Source organism: Pseudomonas sp. WPR_5_2 (genome assembly GCF_003634475.1).
In the GTDB taxonomy this organism is placed as follows: Bacteria; Pseudomonadota; Gammaproteobacteria; order Pseudomonadales; family Pseudomonadaceae; genus Aquipseudomonas; species Aquipseudomonas izuensis.
The window spans coordinates 400,734-419,663 of record NZ_RBLA01000003.1; the positions used below are offsets into that span (position 1 = coordinate 400,734).

The 18,930-nt window shown below is 59.6% G+C and carries 22 protein-coding genes; 12 read left to right on the top strand and 10 right to left on the bottom strand.

Annotated elements, in window-relative coordinates; translation table 11 throughout:
* Positions 1–102: 102 nt before the first annotated feature.
* The 4 genes from BJ917_RS14460 to BJ917_RS14475 all read right to left on the bottom strand — a co-directional run bounded on the left by BJ917_RS14460 (position 103) and on the right by BJ917_RS14475 (position 2,382).
* Positions 103–480, bottom strand: a complete 378-nt coding sequence (locus BJ917_RS14460) for a DUF2892 domain-containing protein (RefSeq protein WP_121103692.1) — start codon at positions 478–480, stop codon at positions 103–105.
* A gap of 91 nt (positions 481–571) precedes the next feature.
* On the bottom strand, positions 572–1,042 hold the full coding sequence (locus BJ917_RS14465) for an RNA methyltransferase (RefSeq protein WP_046816778.1): 471 nt from the start codon (positions 1,040–1,042) through the stop codon (positions 572–574).
* Positions 1,043–1,275: 233 nt separating this feature from the next.
* The gene (locus tag BJ917_RS14470) at positions 1,276–1,647 is read right to left on the bottom strand and encodes a YajD family HNH nuclease (RefSeq protein WP_053156205.1); all 372 of its coding nucleotides are present in this window, start codon (positions 1,645–1,647) and stop codon (positions 1,276–1,278) included.
* Positions 1,648–1,695: 48 nt separating this feature from the next.
* Positions 1,696–2,382: a spermidine synthase gene (locus BJ917_RS14475; protein ID WP_007898703.1), complete on the bottom strand. Its 687-nt coding sequence runs from the start codon at positions 2,380–2,382 to the stop codon at positions 1,696–1,698.
* Positions 2,383–2,478: 96 nt separating this feature from the next.
* Between BJ917_RS14475 and BJ917_RS14480 the strand changes: the two genes are divergently transcribed.
* The gene (locus BJ917_RS14480) at positions 2,479–2,769 is read left to right on the top strand and encodes a hypothetical protein (RefSeq protein WP_096512974.1); all 291 of its coding nucleotides are present in this window, start codon (positions 2,479–2,481) and stop codon (positions 2,767–2,769) included.
* Here the strand turns inward: BJ917_RS14480 and BJ917_RS14485 are convergent.
* Both BJ917_RS14485 and BJ917_RS14490 read right to left on the bottom strand, forming a co-directional pair.
* Positions 2,766–3,239, bottom strand: a complete 474-nt coding sequence (locus BJ917_RS14485) for a cyclic nucleotide-binding domain-containing protein (protein ID WP_096512973.1) — start codon at positions 3,237–3,239, stop codon at positions 2,766–2,768. The genes BJ917_RS14480 and BJ917_RS14485 overlap by 4 nt on opposite strands.
* A gap of 203 nt (positions 3,240–3,442) precedes the next feature.
* Entirely contained in the window at positions 3,443–5,497 is a 2,055-nt protein-coding gene (locus BJ917_RS14490) for a S9 family peptidase (protein WP_121103693.1), read from the bottom strand.
* Between the two features lie 200 nt (positions 5,498–5,697).
* Here BJ917_RS14490 and BJ917_RS14495 point away from each other — a divergent pair, with 200 nt between their 5' ends.
* Genes BJ917_RS14495 through BJ917_RS14505 form a run of 3 tightly spaced genes read left to right on the top strand, consistent with a single transcriptional unit; the run spans position 5,698 to position 7,561 of the window.
* Complete coding sequence (locus BJ917_RS14495) at positions 5,698–6,195, top strand: MFS transporter (RefSeq protein WP_096512971.1); 498 nt, start codon at positions 5,698–5,700, stop codon at positions 6,193–6,195.
* A gap of 33 nt (positions 6,196–6,228) precedes the next feature.
* On the top strand, positions 6,229–7,005 hold the full coding sequence (locus tag BJ917_RS14500) for a class II glutamine amidotransferase (protein ID WP_096512970.1): 777 nt from the start codon (positions 6,229–6,231) through the stop codon (positions 7,003–7,005).
* 13 nt (positions 7,006–7,018) lie between these two features.
* Positions 7,019–7,561, top strand: coding sequence for a DUF2937 family protein (locus BJ917_RS14505; protein WP_096512969.1), 543 nt, complete (start codon positions 7,019–7,021; stop codon positions 7,559–7,561).
* 44 nt (positions 7,562–7,605) lie between these two features.
* On the opposite strand, the gene BJ917_RS14510 is transcribed toward BJ917_RS14505, so the two are convergent.
* The gene (locus BJ917_RS14510) at positions 7,606–8,520 is read right to left on the bottom strand and encodes a LysR family transcriptional regulator (protein WP_096512968.1); all 915 of its coding nucleotides are present in this window, start codon (positions 8,518–8,520) and stop codon (positions 7,606–7,608) included.
* A gap of 146 nt (positions 8,521–8,666) precedes the next feature.
* On the opposite strand from BJ917_RS14510, the gene BJ917_RS14515 reads away from it, so the two are divergent.
* The 4 genes from BJ917_RS14515 to BJ917_RS14530 all read left to right on the top strand — a co-directional run bounded on the left by BJ917_RS14515 (position 8,667) and on the right by BJ917_RS14530 (position 12,403).
* On the top strand, positions 8,667–9,953 hold the full coding sequence (locus BJ917_RS14515) for an MFS transporter (RefSeq protein ID WP_121103694.1): 1,287 nt from the start codon (positions 8,667–8,669) through the stop codon (positions 9,951–9,953).
* 73 nt (positions 9,954–10,026) lie between these two features.
* Positions 10,027–10,779 carry a 5-oxoprolinase subunit PxpA gene (locus BJ917_RS14520; RefSeq protein ID WP_121103695.1) on the top strand — a complete coding sequence of 251 codons (753 nt, stop codon included), beginning with the start codon at positions 10,027–10,029 and terminating at the stop codon, positions 10,777–10,779.
* A complete protein-coding gene (gene pxpB / locus BJ917_RS14525) occupies positions 10,776–11,480 on the top strand; it encodes a 5-oxoprolinase subunit PxpB (protein WP_121103696.1) in 705 nt (234 codons plus the stop codon). Before BJ917_RS14520 ends, pxpB begins: the two co-directional genes overlap by 4 nt.
* The gene (locus BJ917_RS14530) at positions 11,477–12,403 is read left to right on the top strand and encodes a biotin-dependent carboxyltransferase family protein (protein ID WP_121103697.1); all 927 of its coding nucleotides are present in this window, start codon (positions 11,477–11,479) and stop codon (positions 12,401–12,403) included. Before pxpB ends, BJ917_RS14530 begins: the two co-directional genes overlap by 4 nt.
* A gap of 93 nt (positions 12,404–12,496) precedes the next feature.
* On the opposite strand, the gene BJ917_RS14535 is transcribed toward BJ917_RS14530, so the two are convergent.
* Both BJ917_RS14535 and BJ917_RS14540 read right to left on the bottom strand, forming a co-directional pair.
* Entirely contained in the window at positions 12,497–13,675 is a 1,179-nt protein-coding gene (locus BJ917_RS14535) for a VWA domain-containing protein (protein ID WP_096512963.1), read from the bottom strand.
* 25 nt (positions 13,676–13,700) lie between these two features.
* Positions 13,701–14,546, bottom strand: a complete 846-nt coding sequence (locus BJ917_RS14540) for a MoxR family ATPase (RefSeq protein WP_096512962.1) — start codon at positions 14,544–14,546, stop codon at positions 13,701–13,703.
* 203 nt (positions 14,547–14,749) lie between these two features.
* Here BJ917_RS14540 and BJ917_RS14545 point away from each other — a divergent pair, with 203 nt between their 5' ends.
* Positions 14,750–14,980 (top strand): DUF4160 domain-containing protein, encoded by a 231-nt coding sequence (locus BJ917_RS14545; RefSeq protein WP_172901628.1) that lies wholly within the window; start codon positions 14,750–14,752, stop codon positions 14,978–14,980.
* On the top strand, positions 14,968–15,468 hold the full coding sequence (locus BJ917_RS14550; RefSeq protein ID WP_121103699.1) for a DUF2442 domain-containing protein: 501 nt from the start codon (positions 14,968–14,970) through the stop codon (positions 15,466–15,468). Before BJ917_RS14545 ends, BJ917_RS14550 begins: the two co-directional genes overlap by 13 nt.
* Here BJ917_RS14550 and BJ917_RS14555 read toward each other — a convergent pair.
* A complete protein-coding gene (locus tag BJ917_RS14555) occupies positions 15,465–16,541 on the bottom strand; it encodes a DUF748 domain-containing protein (RefSeq protein WP_121103700.1) in 1,077 nt (358 codons plus the stop codon). The genes BJ917_RS14550 and BJ917_RS14555 overlap by 4 nt on opposite strands.
* A 128-nt stretch (positions 16,542–16,669) precedes the next feature.
* On the opposite strand from BJ917_RS14555, the gene cysK reads away from it, so the two are divergent.
* Together cysK and BJ917_RS14565 are read left to right on the top strand one after the other, a co-directional pair.
* Positions 16,670–17,644: a cysteine synthase A gene (cysK, locus tag BJ917_RS14560; protein ID WP_096512958.1), complete on the top strand. Its 975-nt coding sequence runs from the start codon at positions 16,670–16,672 to the stop codon at positions 17,642–17,644.
* 217 nt (positions 17,645–17,861) lie between these two features.
* On the top strand, positions 17,862–18,800 hold the full coding sequence (locus BJ917_RS14565) for an aspartyl/asparaginyl beta-hydroxylase domain-containing protein (protein ID WP_121103701.1): 939 nt from the start codon (positions 17,862–17,864) through the stop codon (positions 18,798–18,800).
* The last annotated feature ends 130 nt before the right edge of the window (positions 18,801–18,930 follow it).

Here is an 18,930-nt window from a genome sequence, read left to right on the forward strand (position 1 = left end):
TCCCACAGTAATTGGTGTGATCAATAATGCTGTGTGCACCACATTACCTGTGGGAGCGGGCTTGCCCGCGAAGGGGCCATCAGACTCGCTGTACGATCCGGATCAGACCCCGGCTTTCGGCGACTTCAACGAATCATTACCTGTCACCGTCGCGGTTTTGGTCGCCGCCTCGGCATTGGCCTTCAATTGTTTCAAGTCTTCACTGGCTCGCTGGATTTTCGCCCGCACGTTATCCATGTCCTGGCGGCTTTTTTCCAGCAGGCTTTTCACCGAGCTATGACCGGTGATGCCGCGGGCCAGGGCCACGCCGCCGATGGCCACCTGGATCAAGCCGAAGAGGCCGCCACGACGCAGGCCCTTGCCCACCATCACCACGCCACCAGCCAGGGAACCGATGCGCTCCCAACCTTGAACGTTGTGGTCGGTAGGGGTCTGGAACGGGGTGGATTCGATGCGTTCTACGCGTTTGAGTTCGCTCATGATACGTCTCCAGGCGGGAAGGGCTGTTCGGTCATGGATAGTTAAGCTGACTGCCGCAGCGGCCAGCTTGTTCCATCGGATGTTCGGCAACTCAGCGGAATTTCGGCCCCGAACGGGTATTGAGGCCCTTGGCCATGCGGTCGTACAGCACGACGTTGACCGTGGCGGCCAGGTTCATGCAGCCGGTGGTCGGGATGTAGACCACGTCTTCGCACCAGTCACGGATCTCTTTATCCAGTGAGCCGTCTTCCGGGCCGAAGATGTACAGCGCGCGGTCCGGGTGGGTGTATTCGGGCAACGGGCGGGCGCCGTCGACCAGCTCCACGGCGACCGGAACACAGTTCAGCGGCAGGATTTTCTTCAGGTCGTCGATGCCGATCAGCGGGATGTCGTAATGGACGCGCTTGGTATCGGTGACGAAATCGGCGGCGCGCTCATAGCGCTTGCCGGTGTAGAACACCGATGCCACGCCGTAGCAACCAGCGGCGCGCATCACCGAACCGACGTTCTCCGGTGATTTGGGGTTATACAAACCAATGCAGCTGTACCGTTTGTCTGCCACGAGCGGGGTGCCTTTCGGGAAAAAAGCGCGATTATACGGGGATTGGCAGGCCGTGGTCAGTTTGGAGATTGGCGGTGTCCGGGTGATCGCTATCGCTGGCAAGTCGAATCGTCGCACCGCAGCTCCCACAGGGGCTGAGGTGTATACAGAACGCGTGATCACCCCAATCACTGTGGGAGCTGCGGTGCGACGATTCGACTTGCCAGCGATGAGGCCGGGACTGTCGCCGAAAATTATTCTTCTTTCTTCATCAACCCGGCCAGCGCCGCAAACGGATTATGCGTCGCCTTGGCAATTTTCGGGGTGCTCAACGAGCCCTCACCGAAATACTGCTGGTCGGTATAACGCGAGTGTTCGTTATCGTGGCAGTACAAGCACAACAGCTCCCAGTTCGAACCATCCTGCGGATTGTTGTCGTGGTTGTGGTCGCGGTGGTGCACGGTCAGCTCACTGAGACGTTTGCCGGAAAACTCACGGGCGCAACGGCCACACACGTGCGGGTACATTTTCAGGGCCTTGTCGCGGTAGCCCATTTCCTTGTCACGCTGGTTGTCGGCGAGGATGCGGTCCAGCTTCGAGGTGTTGGTTGGGGTGGACGAACTCATGGGTTCACCTTTGTAGAAAGACTAATGACGGTATAGGTGGAGTTTAGCTCAGCCCTTGAGCTTCTCGGCAATCCAGATGGTGTGGCGAGTGCCCTTGTTGCCGTGGGCGAAGACCTGCACTTCCTCGGCCTTGAATCCGGCTTTTTTCAGTTTGTCGGAAAACTGCCGGTCGGCGCTGGCAGACCACACCGCCAATACACCTTTGGGCCGCAGGGCCTTGGCGCAGGCGCTCAGGCCGCCGGCGGAGTAGAGCCAGCTATTGGCCTTCTGGGTCAGGCCTTCGGGGCCGTTATCGACGTCGAGCATGATCGCATCGAAACCTTGTGGTTCGGCTTGCAGTACTTTGGCCACATCTTCCATGCGGATGACGGTGCGTGGGTCAAGCAACGGGTTTCCGGCCTTCTCGCCCAACGGCCCGCGATTCCATTCCACCACACCCGGAACCAATTCGGCGACCACCACTTCAGCCGTCTTGCCCAGGTGCTTGAGCGCCGAGGCGAGGGTGAAGCCCATGCCCAGGCCACCGATCAATACCCGCGAATTCGGGCGCCCGGCGACCTTGCGGCAAGGGATCTCGGCCAGGGCGTCCTCGGAGCCGTGCATGCGTGTATTCATCAGTTGTCCGCCGTCACCGCCCTGGATCTTGATGACGAAATCTTCGCCGTACTCGAACAGGCACAGGGCACCGCCGTTCTCGGGAATAGGGGTGGTGTCGAGCAGGACGAAACGTTTCATGGGGCTCACTTGAGGAAAAAATGGCAGCAGAGGGGAAGGCAAACGGACGCCGTTGGGAGTAGCCTGCAAATGACAACAAGGCCAACGGAGCCATTGATGAAGCGCACCATTCTAACGGTCATTACCCTGGCCGCGCTTTCGATTACTGCAGTGCAGGCCCAGCCGATGCAAATCACGCCCGTCAGTCCAGCGCCGACGCCCGGTTCGCCTGGCACCGCAACGCCCACGCCCTACCCGCAAATCTCCCCCGCGCCGGTGCCCAAGGTCGGCCCTGGCAGCAGCGGTCCGCCGTTGGTCCCTATCGAGATGCCGAACCCGCCGACCAAGGATCAGCCGGTGCCGGGGATCGAGCAAAATCCGCCGAAGGTCAAGTCGCCAGGCGGTTAAACCTGCTGCGCAAGCAGTTGCCCATCGGCCATGCGCAGGCGCTTGGACAGGGACACGGCGAGGGCACGGATGATCTTGCCGGCGATTTTCGGTGCATCGTTGAGCATCTTTTCCAGGGAATCCTTGCCCAGGTTGAGCAACTGACAGTCACTCGCCGCCACGCAACTGGCCGAGCGACGCTCGCCGTCGAGTACAGCCATTTCGCCGAACGAGCGGCCACTGCGCAACGTGGCAATGGTCACTTGCTGCCCGTCGCTGGTGGTCTTTTGCACAGCCACCTGACCGGTGTGAATGATGCACATGAAACTGCCGGCATCGCCCTCATGGAAAATCTCTTCACCCTGGGCGATGGTGCTGATGCTGAAATAGCCCGAGGCCGCGGCGAAGTCCACCGGCAGCAGCTGGTTGAACAGGCCGCAATCCATCAGCCAGTCGCGAATTTCATTGTTCAAAAAGGTCGGTTCTGACATGTCGTGCGGTCTTTGTTGTTGTGTCTGTTTTCCGGGTTTGACATTGCCCTGTAGGAGCAAAGCTTGCTCGCGATGGCGGCATGTCAGTCAACATTGATGTTGAATGTTGCGGCCTCATCGCGAGCAAGCTTTGCTCCCACGGGGGCAGTGTTGTTTTCGGCGTTGAGGTACGGATTTAAGACCGGCACTTCAGGCCGAGTTCCTCAGGCAACACCCAAAACCTTGAACAAAAATGCATATTCGAGCGCTACGTCACGCAATCCCTGGTATCGACCGCTCATCCCGCCGTGTCCGGCGCCCAGCTCGGTCTTGAGCAGCAGGGGATTGGTGTCGGTTTTGGTCGCGCGTAATTTGGCCACCCATTTGGCCGCTTCCCAATACTGGACGCGGCTGTCGTTGTAGCCGGCAATCACCAGGGTCGCCGGATATGCCTGTGCGCAGACGTTTTCGTACGGGGCGTAGGCCTTGATCCGATCATAGACGTCCGGTTCCTGCGGGTTGCCCCACTCGTCGTATTCGGTGACGGTCAATGGCAGCTCCGGGTCGAGCATGGTGTTGAGCACATCGACGAACGGCACTTCGGCTATCGCGGCACCGAACAGTTCCGGCCGTTGATTGAGCACAGCCCCGATCAACAAACCACCGGCACTGCCACCGCTGATTGCCAATTGTGGCGCGGTGGTGAACCCGTTGGCGATCAAGTGCTCGGCACAGGCGATGAAGTCGCTGAACGTGTTTTGCTTGTGCTCCTGCTTGCCGGCGCGATACCAGGCCTCACCCAGCTCACCACCACCGCGCACGTGGGCGATGGCAAACGCCATGCCGCGATCGAGCAGGCTCAGGCGCGCGTGGGAGAACCACGGGTCGAGGCTTTCGCCATAGGCGCCGTAGCCGTACAGATAAAGGGGCGTTGGTTGACCCAGTGCTTCGCGTTTGACGACAAGGCTGATGGGAATTTTCGTACCGTCGGGCGCTGTAGCCCAAAGGCGCTGGCTGACGTAGGCATCGGCGTCGAACGGGCCGAGAACCGGGGTTTCCTTAAGCACTTTCTGCTCGCCATTGACCAGTTCCAGCTGGCGGATCTGCGCCGGGCGGTTCAGGGCTTCGTAGCGCAGGCGAATCCGTTCGCTGACGAATTCCAGACTGTTCTGCACATGCAGGCTGTAAGCCGCGTCTGGCAGTTGCACCCGGTAGCTCGGCAAGTCCCGGGGGTAGACTTCAATGATCGGCAAACCACCTTCACGCAGGCTCAAGGTCATGGCGCCGGCATTCAGGCTCATGCCGTCGATCATCACCGAGTCGCTATGGGGGATCAGGTTTTGCCAGGTCGATTCGATGGGGGCTACGCCAGTATCGATTGCGGTGTACAGGGCGAAGTTGATGCCGTCGCGGTTGGTGCGGATGAACCAGGCCCATTGGCCGTCGAGCGCGCCGTGGTCGACGTCGTACTCATGGTCTTCAACCCGGGGCGCGATGCAGGTAAAGGCCTGCTGCGGCTGGTTGGCGTCCAGCACCCAGACTTCGCTGGTGGTCTTGCTGCCCAGGGACAGCAGCAATTGCTGCTCGGAACTGGAACGGTAGCAATGCATGAAAAAGCGGCCGTCCGGCTCATGGAACACTTCTTCGGCCGCCGTGCCGTCCAGGCAGTAGCGGAATAGCTTGTGCGGGCGATGGGTGTCGTCCAGTTCGCCGAAAAACAGGGTCAGGCTGTCATTGGCCCACGTCATGCTGCCGTCGCAGTCCTGGAACTCCAGTTCGCTGACGCGACCGTCGGACAATTCCTTCACGAACAGTGTGTAGATCTCATCGCCCGAGGAATCGATGCTGTAGGCCAGGCGCTGGTGGTCCGGGCTGATGCTGAATGCGCCGAGAGAGAAGAAGCCGCCGTTGGCCAGCACGTTCGGGTCCAGCAGCAGTTGTTCCCGGCTTTCATCGAGGGTCAGGCTGTCATCGATCGGGCGCGGGCAGCGGTAGTGCCGGGCGTATTCGTCGCCCGCCGTGGTGCGGGTGTAATACAGGTACGGTCCCCAGGGGGAGGGCAGGGACAGGTCGGTTTCGAGAATCCGGCCCTTGATCTCTTCGAACAGGGTTTCCCGCAGCCCGGCCTGATCGGCGGTTTGCGCATCCTGATAGCGGTTTTCAGCCTTCAGGTAGTCGAGCACCGCATCGGTGTCGCGTTCCTGCAGCCAGGCATACGGGTCAGTACCCTCGTCCTTGCGGGCGATCGGGGCGTCGGAAGCGTTGGCGGATAGGGGCATGAAGGACTCTCGATAAATGTACGAAATAGGGGCTGCCACCTGCGGGAGCGCGCCTGCTCGCCAAGAGGCCGGCACATTCACTGTCAATGTTGACTGGCCCACCGCTTTCGCGAGCAGGCTCGCTCCCACATGGATTGCGCTTGGGGCAAGCCTGATGTGCGAAAAGCCGTTATCATAAGCGCCTCTTTGCCTGCCTTGCCATGGACACCATGACCGAGAACGACTATCTGATCGCTTGGGGCCTCTACGCCTTTGCCGCTTTGGGCTGCCTGTTGGTGTGGATGCGCATCACCCGCTGGATGTGGCGTTGGCTGCGCGAGCCGCTGCGGTTGCTGGTGGCGGTGCTGCTCTTCAGCCCGACCATCATTGACCCGGTGAAGGAAAAGGTCGCCCCGGCCATTGCCATTACCGCCCTGGACCTGTTGTTCAAGGTCGGCAACAACGCGTGGCGGGCGATTTCCGACCTGTTCATGTACGGCATGATCGCTTTCGGCATTTACCTGGTGTTCGTGGTGATCCGCTTCCCGATCGAACGCGCCTCCAGGGCACGCAAGGAGCAGGCTGCTGCTGCCAAAGCCGCGGCCCTCGCCGATGAGCCGGAAGAGGTGCATCCGTTCGGGGGGGCCGGGGATGATCGTTATGGTCGTCCACCGGTGCCAAGCAACCCCCAGCGTATGCGGGTCGAACCGCGTTTGTAACTTTTGCCCCTGGCTTGAAGCGAGAGTCCGAGCATGTGTGAGTTATTGGGCATGAGCGCCAATGTCCCGACCGATATCGTGTTCAGCTTCACCGGGCTGATGCAGCGTGGCGGGCGTACCGGTCCGCACCGGGATGGTTGGGGCATCGCTTTTTACGAAGGCCGGGGTTTGCGCCTGTTCCAGGACCCGGCGGCGAGTTGCGAGTCGGAAGTCGCGAACCTGGTGCAGCGCTACCCGATCAAGAGCGAAGTGGTGATCGGCCACATCCGCCAGGCCAACGTCGGCAAAGTCTGCTTATCCAACACGCATCCGTTCGTCCGTGAGTTGTGGGGCCGCAACTGGTGTTTTGCCCATAACGGCCAGTTGGCGGACTTCCAGCCGACTTTCAGCTTCTACCGTCCCGTGGGCGATACCGACAGCGAAGCGGCGTTCTGCGACTTGCTCAATCGCGTACGTGCCGCGTTCCCCGAGCCGGTCGAGGTCGAAGACCTGTTGCCGGACCTGGTGGCCGCCTGCGCCGAGTACCGCAGCAAAGGCGTATTCAATTGCCTGCTCAGCGACGGCGACTGGCTGTTCTGCTATTGCTCGACCAAGCTGGCGCAAATCACCCGTCGCGCACCCTTCGGCCCGGCGCGCTTGAAAGATGTCGATGTGATCGTCGATTTCCAGGCCGAAACCACGCCCAACGACGTGGTCACGGTCATCGCCACCGAACCCTTGACCGAAAACGAAACCTGGACCCGCTACGAACCGGGCCAATGGAGCCTGTGGCGACGCGGTGAATGCGTCAGCCAGGGCGTGACCGAATAAGGATCTGCTCCCCATGTTGCTCAGTTATCTACGGCTGGTGTTGTTCGCGGCGGGCCTGTTGATCGGTGTCCAGGTGCCGGGGTTCATCAACGATTACGCCAAGCGGGTCGAGGCGCATCTGATTGAAGCGCAGGCCGGCTTGAGTGGTTTTCAAGGCACGGCCAATCAGTTCTTCAAGGGTGATATGCAGGCACTGGTGGCCCATTACCGCGCCAGCGAAGACCCGATCTTTCGCAGTGACGCCGACAGCCTGAGCAACCTGCTGACCCGTCAGCTGGCGCTGGACAAGCAGTTCCAGGCGATGCAGGGCCCGTGGTACATCCGTTTCCTGCAAGTGGTGCTGGCGGCCGATCCGGACATTCGCCAGGAAACCTGGAATGGCTACAGCTACCAGATCCTGTTGACGCCGCAAGCGATGATCTGGGGCATGAGCGGCGCGTTGCTGTTGTCGTTTGGCCTGGAATGCCTGTTCCGCCTGATCGACTGGGTTGTGCTCGGCGGCAAGCGCCTGCGCCAGAGCCGGCCGATCGAAGAGCGGGATTTGCGCGGTCTTTAAGAACACCCTTTGTAGGAGCTGGCAAGCCAGCTCCTACAGGGTCGTCAACGATTCAGGACGATGTAGTTTTCGCCAACTCTGCGCGCATATTCCTCCAGCACCTGCTGGCACAACGCAACAATCTCCTCGACCCATTCCGCACCCACTCGCCACGACACCACCACCTGTAAATTCGGCGGACGTTGATCGATGGCCAGCAAGGTCAATTCCCCGCGCGCCAGTTCCTCGGCTACCAGTACCGGTGGCAAGGCGCCGATGCCGAAACCATCGCGCAACAACCGGGTAATCGCCGACACCGAATTCACGCAGTTCAGCCTTGGCGCCATGACGCCGTTGGCCTGCATCAGGGCAAGCACTTCCTGATGCGGATGGGAGTTTTTCGAGTAGGTGATGATCCGCTCATTGGCCAGATCGGCGACGCCTGAAAACTCACGGTTGTACAGCGAGTTGCTGGCGACGATCCAGCCCATGGGATGGCTGGCCAGTTCCAGGCTGCGCACGCTTTCCTGGCGCAACAGATCGGTTTGCAGGATGACGTCGAGAAAGCCCTTTTGCAGCTGATCGCAGAGGTTGAGCGACGTATCGGCCACCAACTCGATTTCCACCAAGGGGTAGTGATCGGTCATCTGCGCCACCAACGGGCTGAGCCAGGTGTGGATCACCGTGTCCATCACCCCGATACGCACACGCCCGGCCTTGCTGGAGCGGGTTTCGATCGACTGCTTGAGCGCTTGCATGGTGTCCATCATCTGCTCGGCGTAGTCGAGCACTTTCAGGCCTTCCGGCGTCAGGCTCACCCCCCGCGAATCGCGCAGGAACAGCTTCACCCCGAGCTCGCCTTCGAGCACGGCGATGCGGCTGGAAATCGACGCCTGGGTGGTAAAGAGCTTGTCGGCGGTCAGGCGGAAACTCTTGAGCCGGGCGACCCAGACGAAGGTCTCGAGAAACTTCAGGTTCATGGGATAAAGATTTCTTATGTCTAAGGCGGGTTTTTATTAGTTGGACGCGGCAGGGCGGTGCGCCCAAGAATCAGGCCATCCGGTTCCCACGATAGGCGTCGTCGGGGCTCAGAACAATACCAATAAAATCAGCGCGGAGATTTGCCATGAGTGCGCCCGACACCCCCTTGATTGCGAAAGCCACGGCTCGCCCGGGGCCTTTCGACTGGTATCGCAATATCAATCAGCAGGAACGCCGCACCTTCTGGAGCTGCAAGATCGGCTATGGCCTGGATGGCATGGACACCCAGATGCTCAGTTTCGTGGTGCCGACCCTGATTGCCATGTGGGGCATCAGCACCGGCCAGGCCGGGCTGATTCACACCAGTACGCTGATCGCTTCGGCCATCGGTGGCTGGGTGGCGGGCATTCTCTCCGATCGCATCGGTCGCGTACGCACCTTGCAACTGACGGTGCTGTGGTTCGCCTTCTTCACCTTCGTCTGCGGTTTTGCGCAAAACTACGAGCAACTGTTGGTCGCGCGCACCCTGATGGGCTTCGGTTTCGGCGGCGAATGGACGGCCGGTGCGGTGCTGATCGGCGAAGTCATTCGCGCCCAGGACCGCGGCAAGGCGGTGGGCATGGTGCAGTCCGGCTGGGCGTTGGGTTGGGGGCTGACCGCGATTCTGTATGCGCTGCTGTTCTCGGTCCTGCCACCGGAAGACGCGTGGCGCGCACTGTTCATTCTCGGCATCGTGCCGGCGATTTTCGTGATTTTCGTCCGTCGATTGGTGAAAGATCCGGAAATCTACCGTGAAGCCAAGGCCAAGGAAGCCCCGAGCAACCCGTCGAAGTTCTACGAGATCTTCGCCCCCCGCATGCTCTTCACCACGATTCGCGCTTCATTGCTGACCACCGGTGCGCTGGGCGGTTACTACGCGATCACGTCCTGGCTACCGACCTTTCTGAAAAACGAACGCGGTTTGAGCGTACTCAATACCAGCGGTTATCTGGCGATGGTGATCGTCGGTTCCTACGTCGGTTACGTCATCAGCGCCTACCTGACAGACATTCTCGGCCGGAAAAAGAACTTCATCCTGTTCGCGGTCGGTTCGTTCACCATTGTTTTGCTGTACACCCAAATGCCGGTCAGCAATGGTGTGATGCTGTGGCTGGGCTTTCCGTTGGGTTTTTTCGCCTCGGGGATTTTCAGCGGCATGGGGGCGTTCCTGACCGAGTTGTTCCCTACGCGCATTCGCGGTTCCGGTCAGGGTTTTTGCTACAACATCGGCCGGGCGCTGGCGGCGTTGTTCCCGCTATTGATCGGCCTGCTCAGCCAGACCGTGCCGCTGAGCGTGGGCATCGGTGCCTTTGCGGCAGTGTCCTACGGCGTGGTGATCCTTGCGGCCCTGAGCCTGCCGGAAACCCGCGGCAAGCAACTCGACGCGCAGTAACTGATAATCTGCGGGCATGTCTTACAGATATGTCCCGCAGCTAAAAAGAATAAAACCTACAGGAGTGTTCATCGTGAGCCGCCTGCTATTGAACTGCGACATCGGCGAGAGTTTCGGTAACTGGACCATGGGTCTGGACGCGGAAGTCATGCCCTTCATTGATTGCGCCAACATCGCCTGTGGCTTCCATGCCGGCGACCCGAGCATCATGCGCAAGACCGTCAGCCTGGCCCTCAGCCACGGCGTGCAGATCGGTGCTCATCCGGCCTATCAGGACCTGGTGGGGTTCGGCCGACGCTCCATGGCCTACGCCGCCCAGGAACTGCAGGACATCCTGCATTACCAGATCGGCGCCCTCGACGGTATCTGCCGGGCCCAGGGCGGCCGGGTCAGTTACGTCAAACCCCATGGCGCCATGTACAACGACATGATGGCCAACCCGGCACAGCTGCGTGCGGTGCTGCAGGCCGTGGCCGCTTATGACCGCAGCCTGCCCTTGATGTTGATGGCCACCCGCGACAACAGCGCCGCGCAGCAGATGGGTGATGAATACGGCGTGACCCTGTGGTTCGAAGCCTTCGCCGACCGTGCCTATGACAGTGCCGGCATGCTGGTGTCGCGAAGCTTGCCGGGAGCGGTGCATCACGACCCGGAGAAAATCATCGAGCAGGCGTTGATCATCGCCCGTGGCGACCGCCTCACCGCCAGCGACGGCAGCGCCCTGCATTTGCAGGCCAATACCCTGTGTGTGCACGGCGACAACGCCAGTTCGGTTGCGGCCGTAAGACGCATTCGTGACGCTTTGAATGAGTTGGGCGCGTCATGAAATGGCGGGTGGAAGTGGTCGCGCTCGATTGTTTGATGGTGCGTTTGTTCGATGAAATCGCCGAAGCCAACATGCCCTGGATGCTGGCGGCCAGTGAAAGCCTGCGGGCGGCCTTCGGCGGGCACCTGATCGATCTGGTGCCGTCCTACACGACGTTGATGGTGCATTACGACCTGACCGCGTTGAGTCCGGCCCAGGCACGGGAATTGATCGCCGAAGCGTTCATCGACCTGTCGCCCAACGCGCGGACCCGCGGTACCCGTCACGTGCTGCCGGTGTGGTACGACTTGAGCGTCGGCCCGGAGTTGCGTCTGTTGTCGCAGCGCAGCGGGCTGGCGATGGAGGAGGTGATCCGTCGTCACAGTGAGCGTGAATATCAGGTGTTCGCCCTGGGCTTCGCACCGGGGTTCGCCTTCATGGGGCTGGTGGACGAGGTGCTTGCCGCGCCGCGTCTGAACACACCCCGCAAGAAAGTCGCCGCCGGCAGTGTCGGCATCGCCGAACGGCAGACGGCCGCCTATCCGGTGGTGTCACCGGGTGGCTGGAACCTGATCGGCCGTACGCCGGCCAAATTGTTCGATCGCAACCGTGACGGCTACAGCCTGATGCAACCGGGTGACACCGTACGCTTCGAAGCCGTCGGCCATGCCGAGTTCATCAACCTGGGCGGTGACGACACGCCACTGGAGGCCCAGGCATGAGCCGTTTGACGATTGAAGCGAGTACACCGCTGTGCCTGTTGCAGGATGCCGGACGTTTCGGCGTGCGACATCTGGGCGTGACCCAGGGTGGAGGGTTGGATTGGCAGTCGATGTCCTGGGCCAACTGGCTGCTGGGTAACAGCCTTGATGCGGCGGTGATCGAAATCACCCTCGGCGGGTTTACGGTGGTGGCGCAAGACGATTGCCTGCTGGCGCTGGCCGGAGCGGATCTGGGGGCGCAGGTGGATGGCGAGCCACTCAAGCCCTGGCGCAGTTTCAGGTTGAATAAAGGTCAGCGGTTGCAATTCACCCAGCCATTGCTCGGCGCTCGCGCTTATTTGGCTGCGCCGGGTGGCTTCGATGCGCCGAAGGTGCTGGGCAGTCGTGCGACGGTGGTTCGTGAAGAACTCGGCGGTCTGGATGGAATGGGCCGTGCGCTGAGCAAAGGCTCGTGCTTGAGCTATTCGGGCAACTCGGTGATGTTGCTGCGGGAATTATCGCCAGAGCAGCGACCGGACCTGAGCCTCGATGCACCTTTGGATCTGGTACTCGGTGCACAAGTCGGTGAGTTCAGCGGACAGAGTCTGTTCGATGCGTTCAACAGTGTGTGGAGCCTCGACAGCCGGGCTGACCGGATGGGCATTCGCTTGTTAGGCGCGGCGTTGCAGTACCAGGGGAAACCGATGATTTCCGAAGGCATTCCACTGGGTGCGGTGCAGGTGCCACCGGACGGGCAGCCGATTGTGTTGCTCAATGATCGGCAGACCATTGGCGGGTATCCGCGTTTGGGGGCGTTGACGCCGTTGGCGCTGGCTCGGCTGGCGCAGTGCCTGCCGGGGGCGCAGGTGCGGTTGCGGCCGGTGGTGCAGGAGATTGCGCATCGAGAACAGGTCGAGTATTTGCGCCGGTATTTGAACCGCTAAAAGCATCGTGGGCAAGCCTTGCTCCCACAGGTTATGTGTGAAACCTGTGGGAGCAAGGCCTGCCCGCGATGGCGTCAGTCCAGACAACCGAGATTACTTGGAAAGAAACCGCATCCCCTCTTCAAGCCCCCGCAACGTCAGCGGATACATCTGGTCCTCGATCAAATCCCGAACAATATTGGTCGACGAGGTATAGCCCCAGGTGTCTTTCGGGTACGGATTGATCCAGATGAGCTTCTTGTACTTCTCCCTGAAACGCTGCATCCACACGTAACCGGCTTCTTCGTTCCAGTGCTCGACACTGCCACCGGCCTGGGTGATTTCGTAGGGCGCCATGGCGGCATCACCGATGAAGATCACTTTGTAGTCGGCGCCGTACTTGTGCAGCAGGTCCATGGTCGATGTGCGCTCGGACGTACGGCGCATGTTGTTCTTCCATACCGACTCATAGATGAAGTTGTGGAAGTAGAAATACTCCAGATGCTTGAACTCGGTCTTGCAAGCCGAGAACAGCTCTTCGCAGATCTTCACGTGGGCGTCCATCGAGCCGCCGATGTCGAACAACAGCAACAACTTGACCGTGTTGCGCCGCTCGGGGCGCATCTGGATATTCAGCAGGCCGGCATCGCGAGCGGTGTGGTCGATGGTGCCATCGATGTCCAGCTCCTCTGCCGCGCCCTGGCGGGCGAACTTGCGCAGGCGGCGCAGGGCGACCTTGATGTTGCGCGTGCCCAGTTCCACCGAGTCATCGAGGTTCTTGTACTCGCGCTGGTCCCAGACTTTGACGGCCCGGCCCTGGCGCTTGCCGGCGTCGCCGACCCGGATGCCTTCCGGGTTGAAACCACCAGAACCGAACGGGCTGGTGCCACCGGTGCCGATCCACTTGTTACCGCCGGCATGGCGTTCCTTCTGTTCTTCCAGGCGTTTCTTGAACTCTTCGATCAGTTTGTCCAGACCACCGAGGGACTGGATAGCGGCCCTTTCTTCGTCGGTCAGGGAGCGTTCGAACTCCTTGCGCAGCCAATCTTCGGGGATCAGTGCCTGCAAGTGGTCGTCTAGTTTTTCCAGACCATTGAAGTAGGCACTGAAGGCCCGGTCGAACTTGTCAAAATGCCGTTCGTCCTTCACCAGGATCGCCCGGGACAAGTAATAAAACTCGTCCATGTCGGCAAAGGTCACGCGCTGTTTCAGCGCGTTGATCAGGTCCAGCAGCTCGCGCACCGAGACGGGTACCTTGGCGGCGCGCATTTCATTGAACAGATTGAGCAGCATGGCGTTGGCCCTTGGTTAGCAGTGCTTAGCGAGAGCCGCGACGGCTCATGAACGCCAGGCGCTCAAGCAGTTGCACGTCCTGTTCGTTTTTCACCAAGGCGCCGGCCAGAGGCGGGATGGCCTTGGTCGGGTCGCGTTCGCGCAGTACCGCTTCGCCAATGTTGTCGGCCATCAGCAGTTTCAACCAGTCCACCAGTTCGGAGGTCGAGGGTTTCTTCTTCAGGCCCGGCACCTTGCGCACGTCGAAGAACACGTCCAGCGCTTCGCTGACCAGGTCTTTCTTGATGTCCGGGTAGTGCACGTCGACGATCCGCTGCATCGTGCTGCGATCCGGGAAGGCGATGTAGTGGAAGAAGCAGCGGCGCAGGAAGGCGTCCGGCAGCTCTTTTTCGTTGTTGGAGGTAATGATGATGATCGGGCGCTTTTTCGCCTTGATGGTCTCGTCGATCTCGTAGACGTAGAACTCCATCTTGTCGAGTTCTTGCAGCAGGTCGTTGGGGAACTCGATGTCGGCCTTGTCGATTTCGTCGATCAGCAGGATCACTCGCTCTTCGGACTCGAAAGCCTCCCAGAGCTTGCCCTTCTTCAGATAGTTGCGAACGTCGTGAACCTTTTCCGTGCCGAGCTGCGAGTCACGCAGACGGCTGACCGCGTCGTACTCGTAGAGGCCTTGATGGGCCTTGGTGGTGGATTTGATATGCCAGGTGATCAGCTTGGCGCCAAAGGATTCGGCCAGTTGCTCGGCGAGCATGGTCTTGCCGGTGCCCGGTTCACCCTTGACCAGCAGTGGTCGCTCCAGGGTGATGGCGGCGTTGACCGCCAGCTTCAGGTCATCGGTGGCGACGTAGGCCTGGGTGCCTTCGAACTTCATCTGCTAATCCTCGAACGGTAATGCCGACCTGTGTGAGGCAGGGCGGTGCGCAATAAATGGTCAAGCCCGACTATAACTCGGTGTCCGGTCGACTGTGAACGCAGAAGGCTTATTCAGTCTCTGAATGGGGCGTCACATCTTGACTCAGTCTCGGCGGTGGGCCAGCATTGAGCTATCGCCATTTTGGCGATAGCTTGCGAGGCATGTCTACTAAATACCGATTTCGAGATACGTACCGCATTCAGTTGCGTGAAAAGGACCATCCGCCACCCCACATCCACCTGACCGGTGGCGGGCTGGATGTCATGCTGAGCCTGGAGACCGTCGAGGTAATGATGGGCAAGGCACCGCCACTGATTATCAAGGAAGCGCTGGAATGGATCAGGGCTGATCAAGCGCAATTGCTGGAGGATTGGAAACGATGTTACCCATGAAACGACCACGGCTGTCGGCGGTGCGGGTGCTGGAGGATTACCGTCTGGCGCTGACGTTTATCGACGGTCAACAATTGTCCCTCGATTTGAGCCGTGACCTGCAGGCTTTTCCGGGGTTGCAACCGTTGCTGGGGAGCGCTTTCGACGGTGCCGTACTGGGCGATGACGGATGGTGTGTGGAATGGCCTGAGGAGGATATCCAGATAGGCGCCGACACCTTGTACCTGGATGCGCTTGCGCAAAACGCATCGGACGAAAACACGCGGATTTTCATCGACTGGCGTGCTCGCACCGGACTGCCCCTCAATCAGGCCGCTGAGGCGTTGGGGGTGAGTGCTCGAAGCATCAGCCGCTACAGCAGTGGGCGAGAAGCCGTGCCGCGTTCATTGGCCCTGGCCTGTCTTGGCTGGGACTTCCTGCAACAGCAATCAAAGTCGTTAAGGGCAGCCGAAGAGAATGGCCGCTATACCATTACGCGCAAAAGTTAACCGGCATCCGGTTTCGGCCGTTCATAGCGGGCATTGAATGCCTCGATGAATCCATTGCGCAAAATCTGCAAAAACGCCTGGAACGCGCTGATATCTCGCTGGTGAACGCTGCCGCTCAATTCGACGCGGGTAGCAAACTGGTTCTTGCTCTGGTTTTTCAGCACGGTTTCGGAGCCGCCGACGAGGGCTTCCCAAATGGAACGGAAAATTCCCTTGTCCTTGTTTTCCACATCCTGCTGCCAATTGAATACGTCGACATCCCTCAGCAACGGCTTGATGTAGCCGGTCAATTTGGCTTTTTTGGCCTGCGCTTCGATCACTACATCGCCATGGCCGGCATTGAAATCGAACTTGCCGTAGGCCGAAGCGAAGTCGTTCAGACGCTTGAGCTCGATGTCTTTGGCCCGTAGACGAAATTCGAAATCTTCAAAGTTGCTCAGCGGGTCGAAGGTTGCGGTGGTTTCCAGCGGCGCATGCCCCAGTAGCAGCGCCTTGCCTTCGAAGCGGGCGTCACGCTTGCCTTTGGTGTCGACCACATTGGTCAGGTTGTAAATGCTGGCGTCGACCTTTGTGGCGTTCATGTTCACGGGAGGTTTGGAGTTGAAATTGCGAAAGCTGATCTTGCCGTCATCAATCCGCACTTCGTTCAAGGTAATCGGCAGCAATTTTCCCAATTGGGCACGCCAGTCTGTGCCTTGGCCGGTCTGGGAATTCTGTTTGTTGGCGCCGCCGTCGACGAAATTCACTTCAGGTTTGAAGAACTGCACTTTGGCCACCACGGCGTGGTCGTACCAGAGGGAATGCCAGCTGACGGAGAGGTCGATCAACGGCGCATTGACGAACGGCACGGGCACCTTGCCATCGACCTTGACGATTTTCAGGCCGTTGATTTTGTAGGCACCACGCCACAGGGCCAGGTCCACGTCTGTGATCTGGCCGCGGTAATCACCCATGTCCGCCAGTTTGTCATTGAGGTAGTCGCGCACCATGTAGGGCAGAGCGAAGTGCAGGGCAATCAGCAGCACAACGAGGCCGGCGAAGGCCCAAAGTGGCCAGCTGTATCGACGTTTCATGGTGGCAAATCTCTGGCGATCTAAAACCATTGACTGCGGCGATAACCGGACGTTCGACCTGACTGGACGACCACGGGCAACAGGCATACCTTTGTGCGCTTATTAAATGCTGTATCAAGGACCCAGCCATGAGCCGTATTTTCGCTGACAACGCCCACTCCATCGGCAATACGCCGCTGGTGCAGATCAACCGTATCGCGCCGCGCGGTGTGACCATCCTGGCCAAGATCGAAGGGCGCAACCCTGGTTATTCGGTCAAGTGCCGGATTGGCGCGAACATGATCTGGGACGCCGAAAGCACTGGCAAACTCAAGCCTGGCATGACCATTGTCGAGCCCACCTCCGGCAATACCGGCATTGGCCTGGCCTTCGTGGCGGCGGCGCGGGGCTACAAATTGATGCTGACCATGCCTTCATCCATGAGTATCGAGCGCCGCAAGGTGTTGAAAGCGCTGGGGGCGGAACTGGTGCTGACAGAACCGGCCAAGGGCATGAAGGGCGCGATCGAGAAGGCGGCTGAAATCGTTGCCAGCGATGCATCCCGGTATTTCATGCCAGCGCAGTTCGATAATCCGGCCAACCCCGCTATCCATGAAAAAACCACCGGCCCCGAGATCTGGAACGACACCGATGGTGCTGTTGATGTCTTGGTGTCCGGTGTCGGGACGGGTGGAACCATCACCGGCGTTTCGCGATATATCAAGAATACCCAGGGCAAGCCGATCATCTCTGTGGCAGTGGAGCCAGCGGTGTCGCCGGTGATCACCCAGGCGCTGGCCGGTGAGGAGATCAAGCCGAGCCCGCACAAGATCCAGGGTATCGGTGCCGGCTTTGTGCCGAAGAACCTGGACCTGTCGATCGTCGACCGGGTGGAATTGGTCAGTGACGAAGAATCCAAGACCATGGCCCTGCGATTGATGCAGGAAGAAGGAATTCTGTGCGGTATTTCCTGCGGCGCGGCGATGGCGGTGGCGGTACGGTTGGCCGAAACCCCGGAAATGCAGGGCAAGACGATCGTGGTGATCCTACCGGATTCCGGCGAGCGTTACCTGTCGAGCATGTTGTTCAGCGATCTGTTTACCGAGCAGGAGAACCAGCAGTAACGTTTTGCCAATAGGGCCGCAGGTTTTCCTGATGATTGGCTGACTCAGGTCAGCCAGCATTCAGGAGGTGTGTGTTAAGAAGTACTTTATTGCGCAATCCATAATACTGAATGTTTAAACAGGCGGGTTTTTCCCGAAGTGGGTAGTGTTTATCATGATGGCTGCCGCGTCGGGGTAATGGCGTTGCGCAGAGTGTCTCTATACCAAGGAGTTGTTGATGACCTTTTCCTTTGCCGCGAAGGCGTCGGTGTTGCTGCTGTTTCTCGGCAGTACGCTCTATGTGCATTTACGTGGCAAGGCGCGTTTGCCGGTACTGCGTCAATTCGTCAACCATTCGGCGCTGTTCGCACCCTATAACGCGTTGATGTACCTGTTCTCCGGCGTGCCTTCCAAACCCTATCTCGACCGCAGCAAATTCCCTGAACTGGACGTGCTCAAGGACAATTGGGAAGTCATTCGCGACGAAGCCATGCACCTGTTCGATGAGGGTTACATCCGCGCCGCCGAAAAGAACAACGATGCTGGATTCGGCTCGTTTTTCAAGAAGGGGTGGAAGCGTTTCTACCTCAAGTGGTACGACAAACCGTTGCCCTCGGCCGAACTCCTGTGCCCGAAAACCGTGGCACTGGTCAGCGGCATACCCAACGTCAAAGGCGCCATGTTCGCGCTGCTGCCGGGCGGAAGCCACCTCAACCCGCACCGCGACCCGTTCGCCGGCTCGCTGCGTTATCACCTGGGCCTGTCGACACCCAACTCCGACGACTGTCGCATCTTCGTCGACGGTCAGGTTTACGCCTGGCGCGATGGGGAAGACGTGATGTTTGATGAAACCTACGTGCACTGGGTCAAGAACGAAACCGAAAAGACCCGGGTCATCCTGTTTTGCGACATCGAACGACCACTGAGCAACCGCTTGATGACCCGCATCAACCGCTGGATCAGCGGCCTGCTGGGTCGCGCTACCGCACCGCAGAACCTCGATGACGAACGCGTTGGCGGGATCAATCAGGCTTATGCATGGAGCAAGAACTCCAGCGACAAGTTCAGCGGCGTGGTCAAGCAATGGAAGCGACGTAATCCGAAGGCTTATCGGGTATTGCGCCCGGTGCTGGCGGTGGTCGTGCTGACGTTGCTGGGCTATTGGTTGTTTGGTTGACGCAAACTCTCTGTAGGAGCGAGCTTGCTCCTACAGTGGTCCTTCAAGTTATTGCAATCCACGTCGAGCGCTGGTTATAGTCGGCGCACAGCGAGTTCCCGAACTCGCTTTTTCATCCTTCTACAAAAGA

Coding starts and splice junctions, on each gene's coding strand:
- BJ917_RS14490 (WP_121103693.1), bottom strand. CDS start 5,497: ATGCCCCTATCCGCCAACGCTTCCGACGCCCCGATCGCCCGCAAGGAC.
- BJ917_RS14510 (WP_096512968.1), bottom strand. CDS start 8,520: ATGAACCTGAAGTTTCTCGAGACCTTCGTCTGGGTCGCCCGGCTCAAG.
- BJ917_RS14555 (WP_121103700.1), bottom strand. CDS start 16,541: ATGAAACGTCGATACAGCTGGCCACTTTGGGCCTTCGCCGGCCTCGTT.
- BJ917_RS14505 (WP_096512969.1), top strand. CDS start 7,019: ATGTTGCTCAGTTATCTACGGCTGGTGTTGTTCGCGGCGGGCCTGTTG.
- BJ917_RS14550 (WP_121103699.1), top strand. CDS start 14,968: ATGTTACCCATGAAACGACCACGGCTGTCGGCGGTGCGGGTGCTGGAG.
- pxpB (WP_121103696.1), top strand. CDS start 10,776: ATGAAATGGCGGGTGGAAGTGGTCGCGCTCGATTGTTTGATGGTGCGT.
- BJ917_RS14500 (WP_096512970.1), top strand. CDS start 6,229: ATGTGTGAGTTATTGGGCATGAGCGCCAATGTCCCGACCGATATCGTG.
- cysK (WP_096512958.1), top strand. CDS start 16,670: ATGAGCCGTATTTTCGCTGACAACGCCCACTCCATCGGCAATACGCCG.
- BJ917_RS14480 (WP_096512974.1), top strand. CDS start 2,479: ATGAAGCGCACCATTCTAACGGTCATTACCCTGGCCGCGCTTTCGATT.
- BJ917_RS14515 (WP_121103694.1), top strand. CDS start 8,667: ATGAGTGCGCCCGACACCCCCTTGATTGCGAAAGCCACGGCTCGCCCG.
- BJ917_RS14460 (WP_121103692.1), bottom strand. CDS start 480: ATGAGCGAACTCAAACGCGTAGAACGCATCGAATCCACCCCGTTCCAG.
- BJ917_RS14565 (WP_121103701.1), top strand. CDS start 17,862: ATGACCTTTTCCTTTGCCGCGAAGGCGTCGGTGTTGCTGCTGTTTCTC.
- BJ917_RS14475 (WP_007898703.1), bottom strand. CDS start 2,382: ATGAAACGTTTCGTCCTGCTCGACACCACCCCTATTCCCGAGAACGGC.
- BJ917_RS14470 (WP_053156205.1), bottom strand. CDS start 1,647: ATGAGTTCGTCCACCCCAACCAACACCTCGAAGCTGGACCGCATCCTC.
- BJ917_RS14535 (WP_096512963.1), bottom strand. CDS start 13,675: ATGCTGCTCAATCTGTTCAATGAAATGCGCGCCGCCAAGGTACCCGTC.
- BJ917_RS14545 (WP_172901628.1), top strand. CDS start 14,750: ATGTCTACTAAATACCGATTTCGAGATACGTACCGCATTCAGTTGCGT.
- BJ917_RS14495 (WP_096512971.1), top strand. CDS start 5,698: ATGGACACCATGACCGAGAACGACTATCTGATCGCTTGGGGCCTCTAC.
- BJ917_RS14530 (WP_121103697.1), top strand. CDS start 11,477: ATGAGCCGTTTGACGATTGAAGCGAGTACACCGCTGTGCCTGTTGCAG.
- BJ917_RS14540 (WP_096512962.1), bottom strand. CDS start 14,546: ATGAAGTTCGAAGGCACCCAGGCCTACGTCGCCACCGATGACCTGAAG.
- BJ917_RS14485 (WP_096512973.1), bottom strand. CDS start 3,239: ATGTCAGAACCGACCTTTTTGAACAATGAAATTCGCGACTGGCTGATG.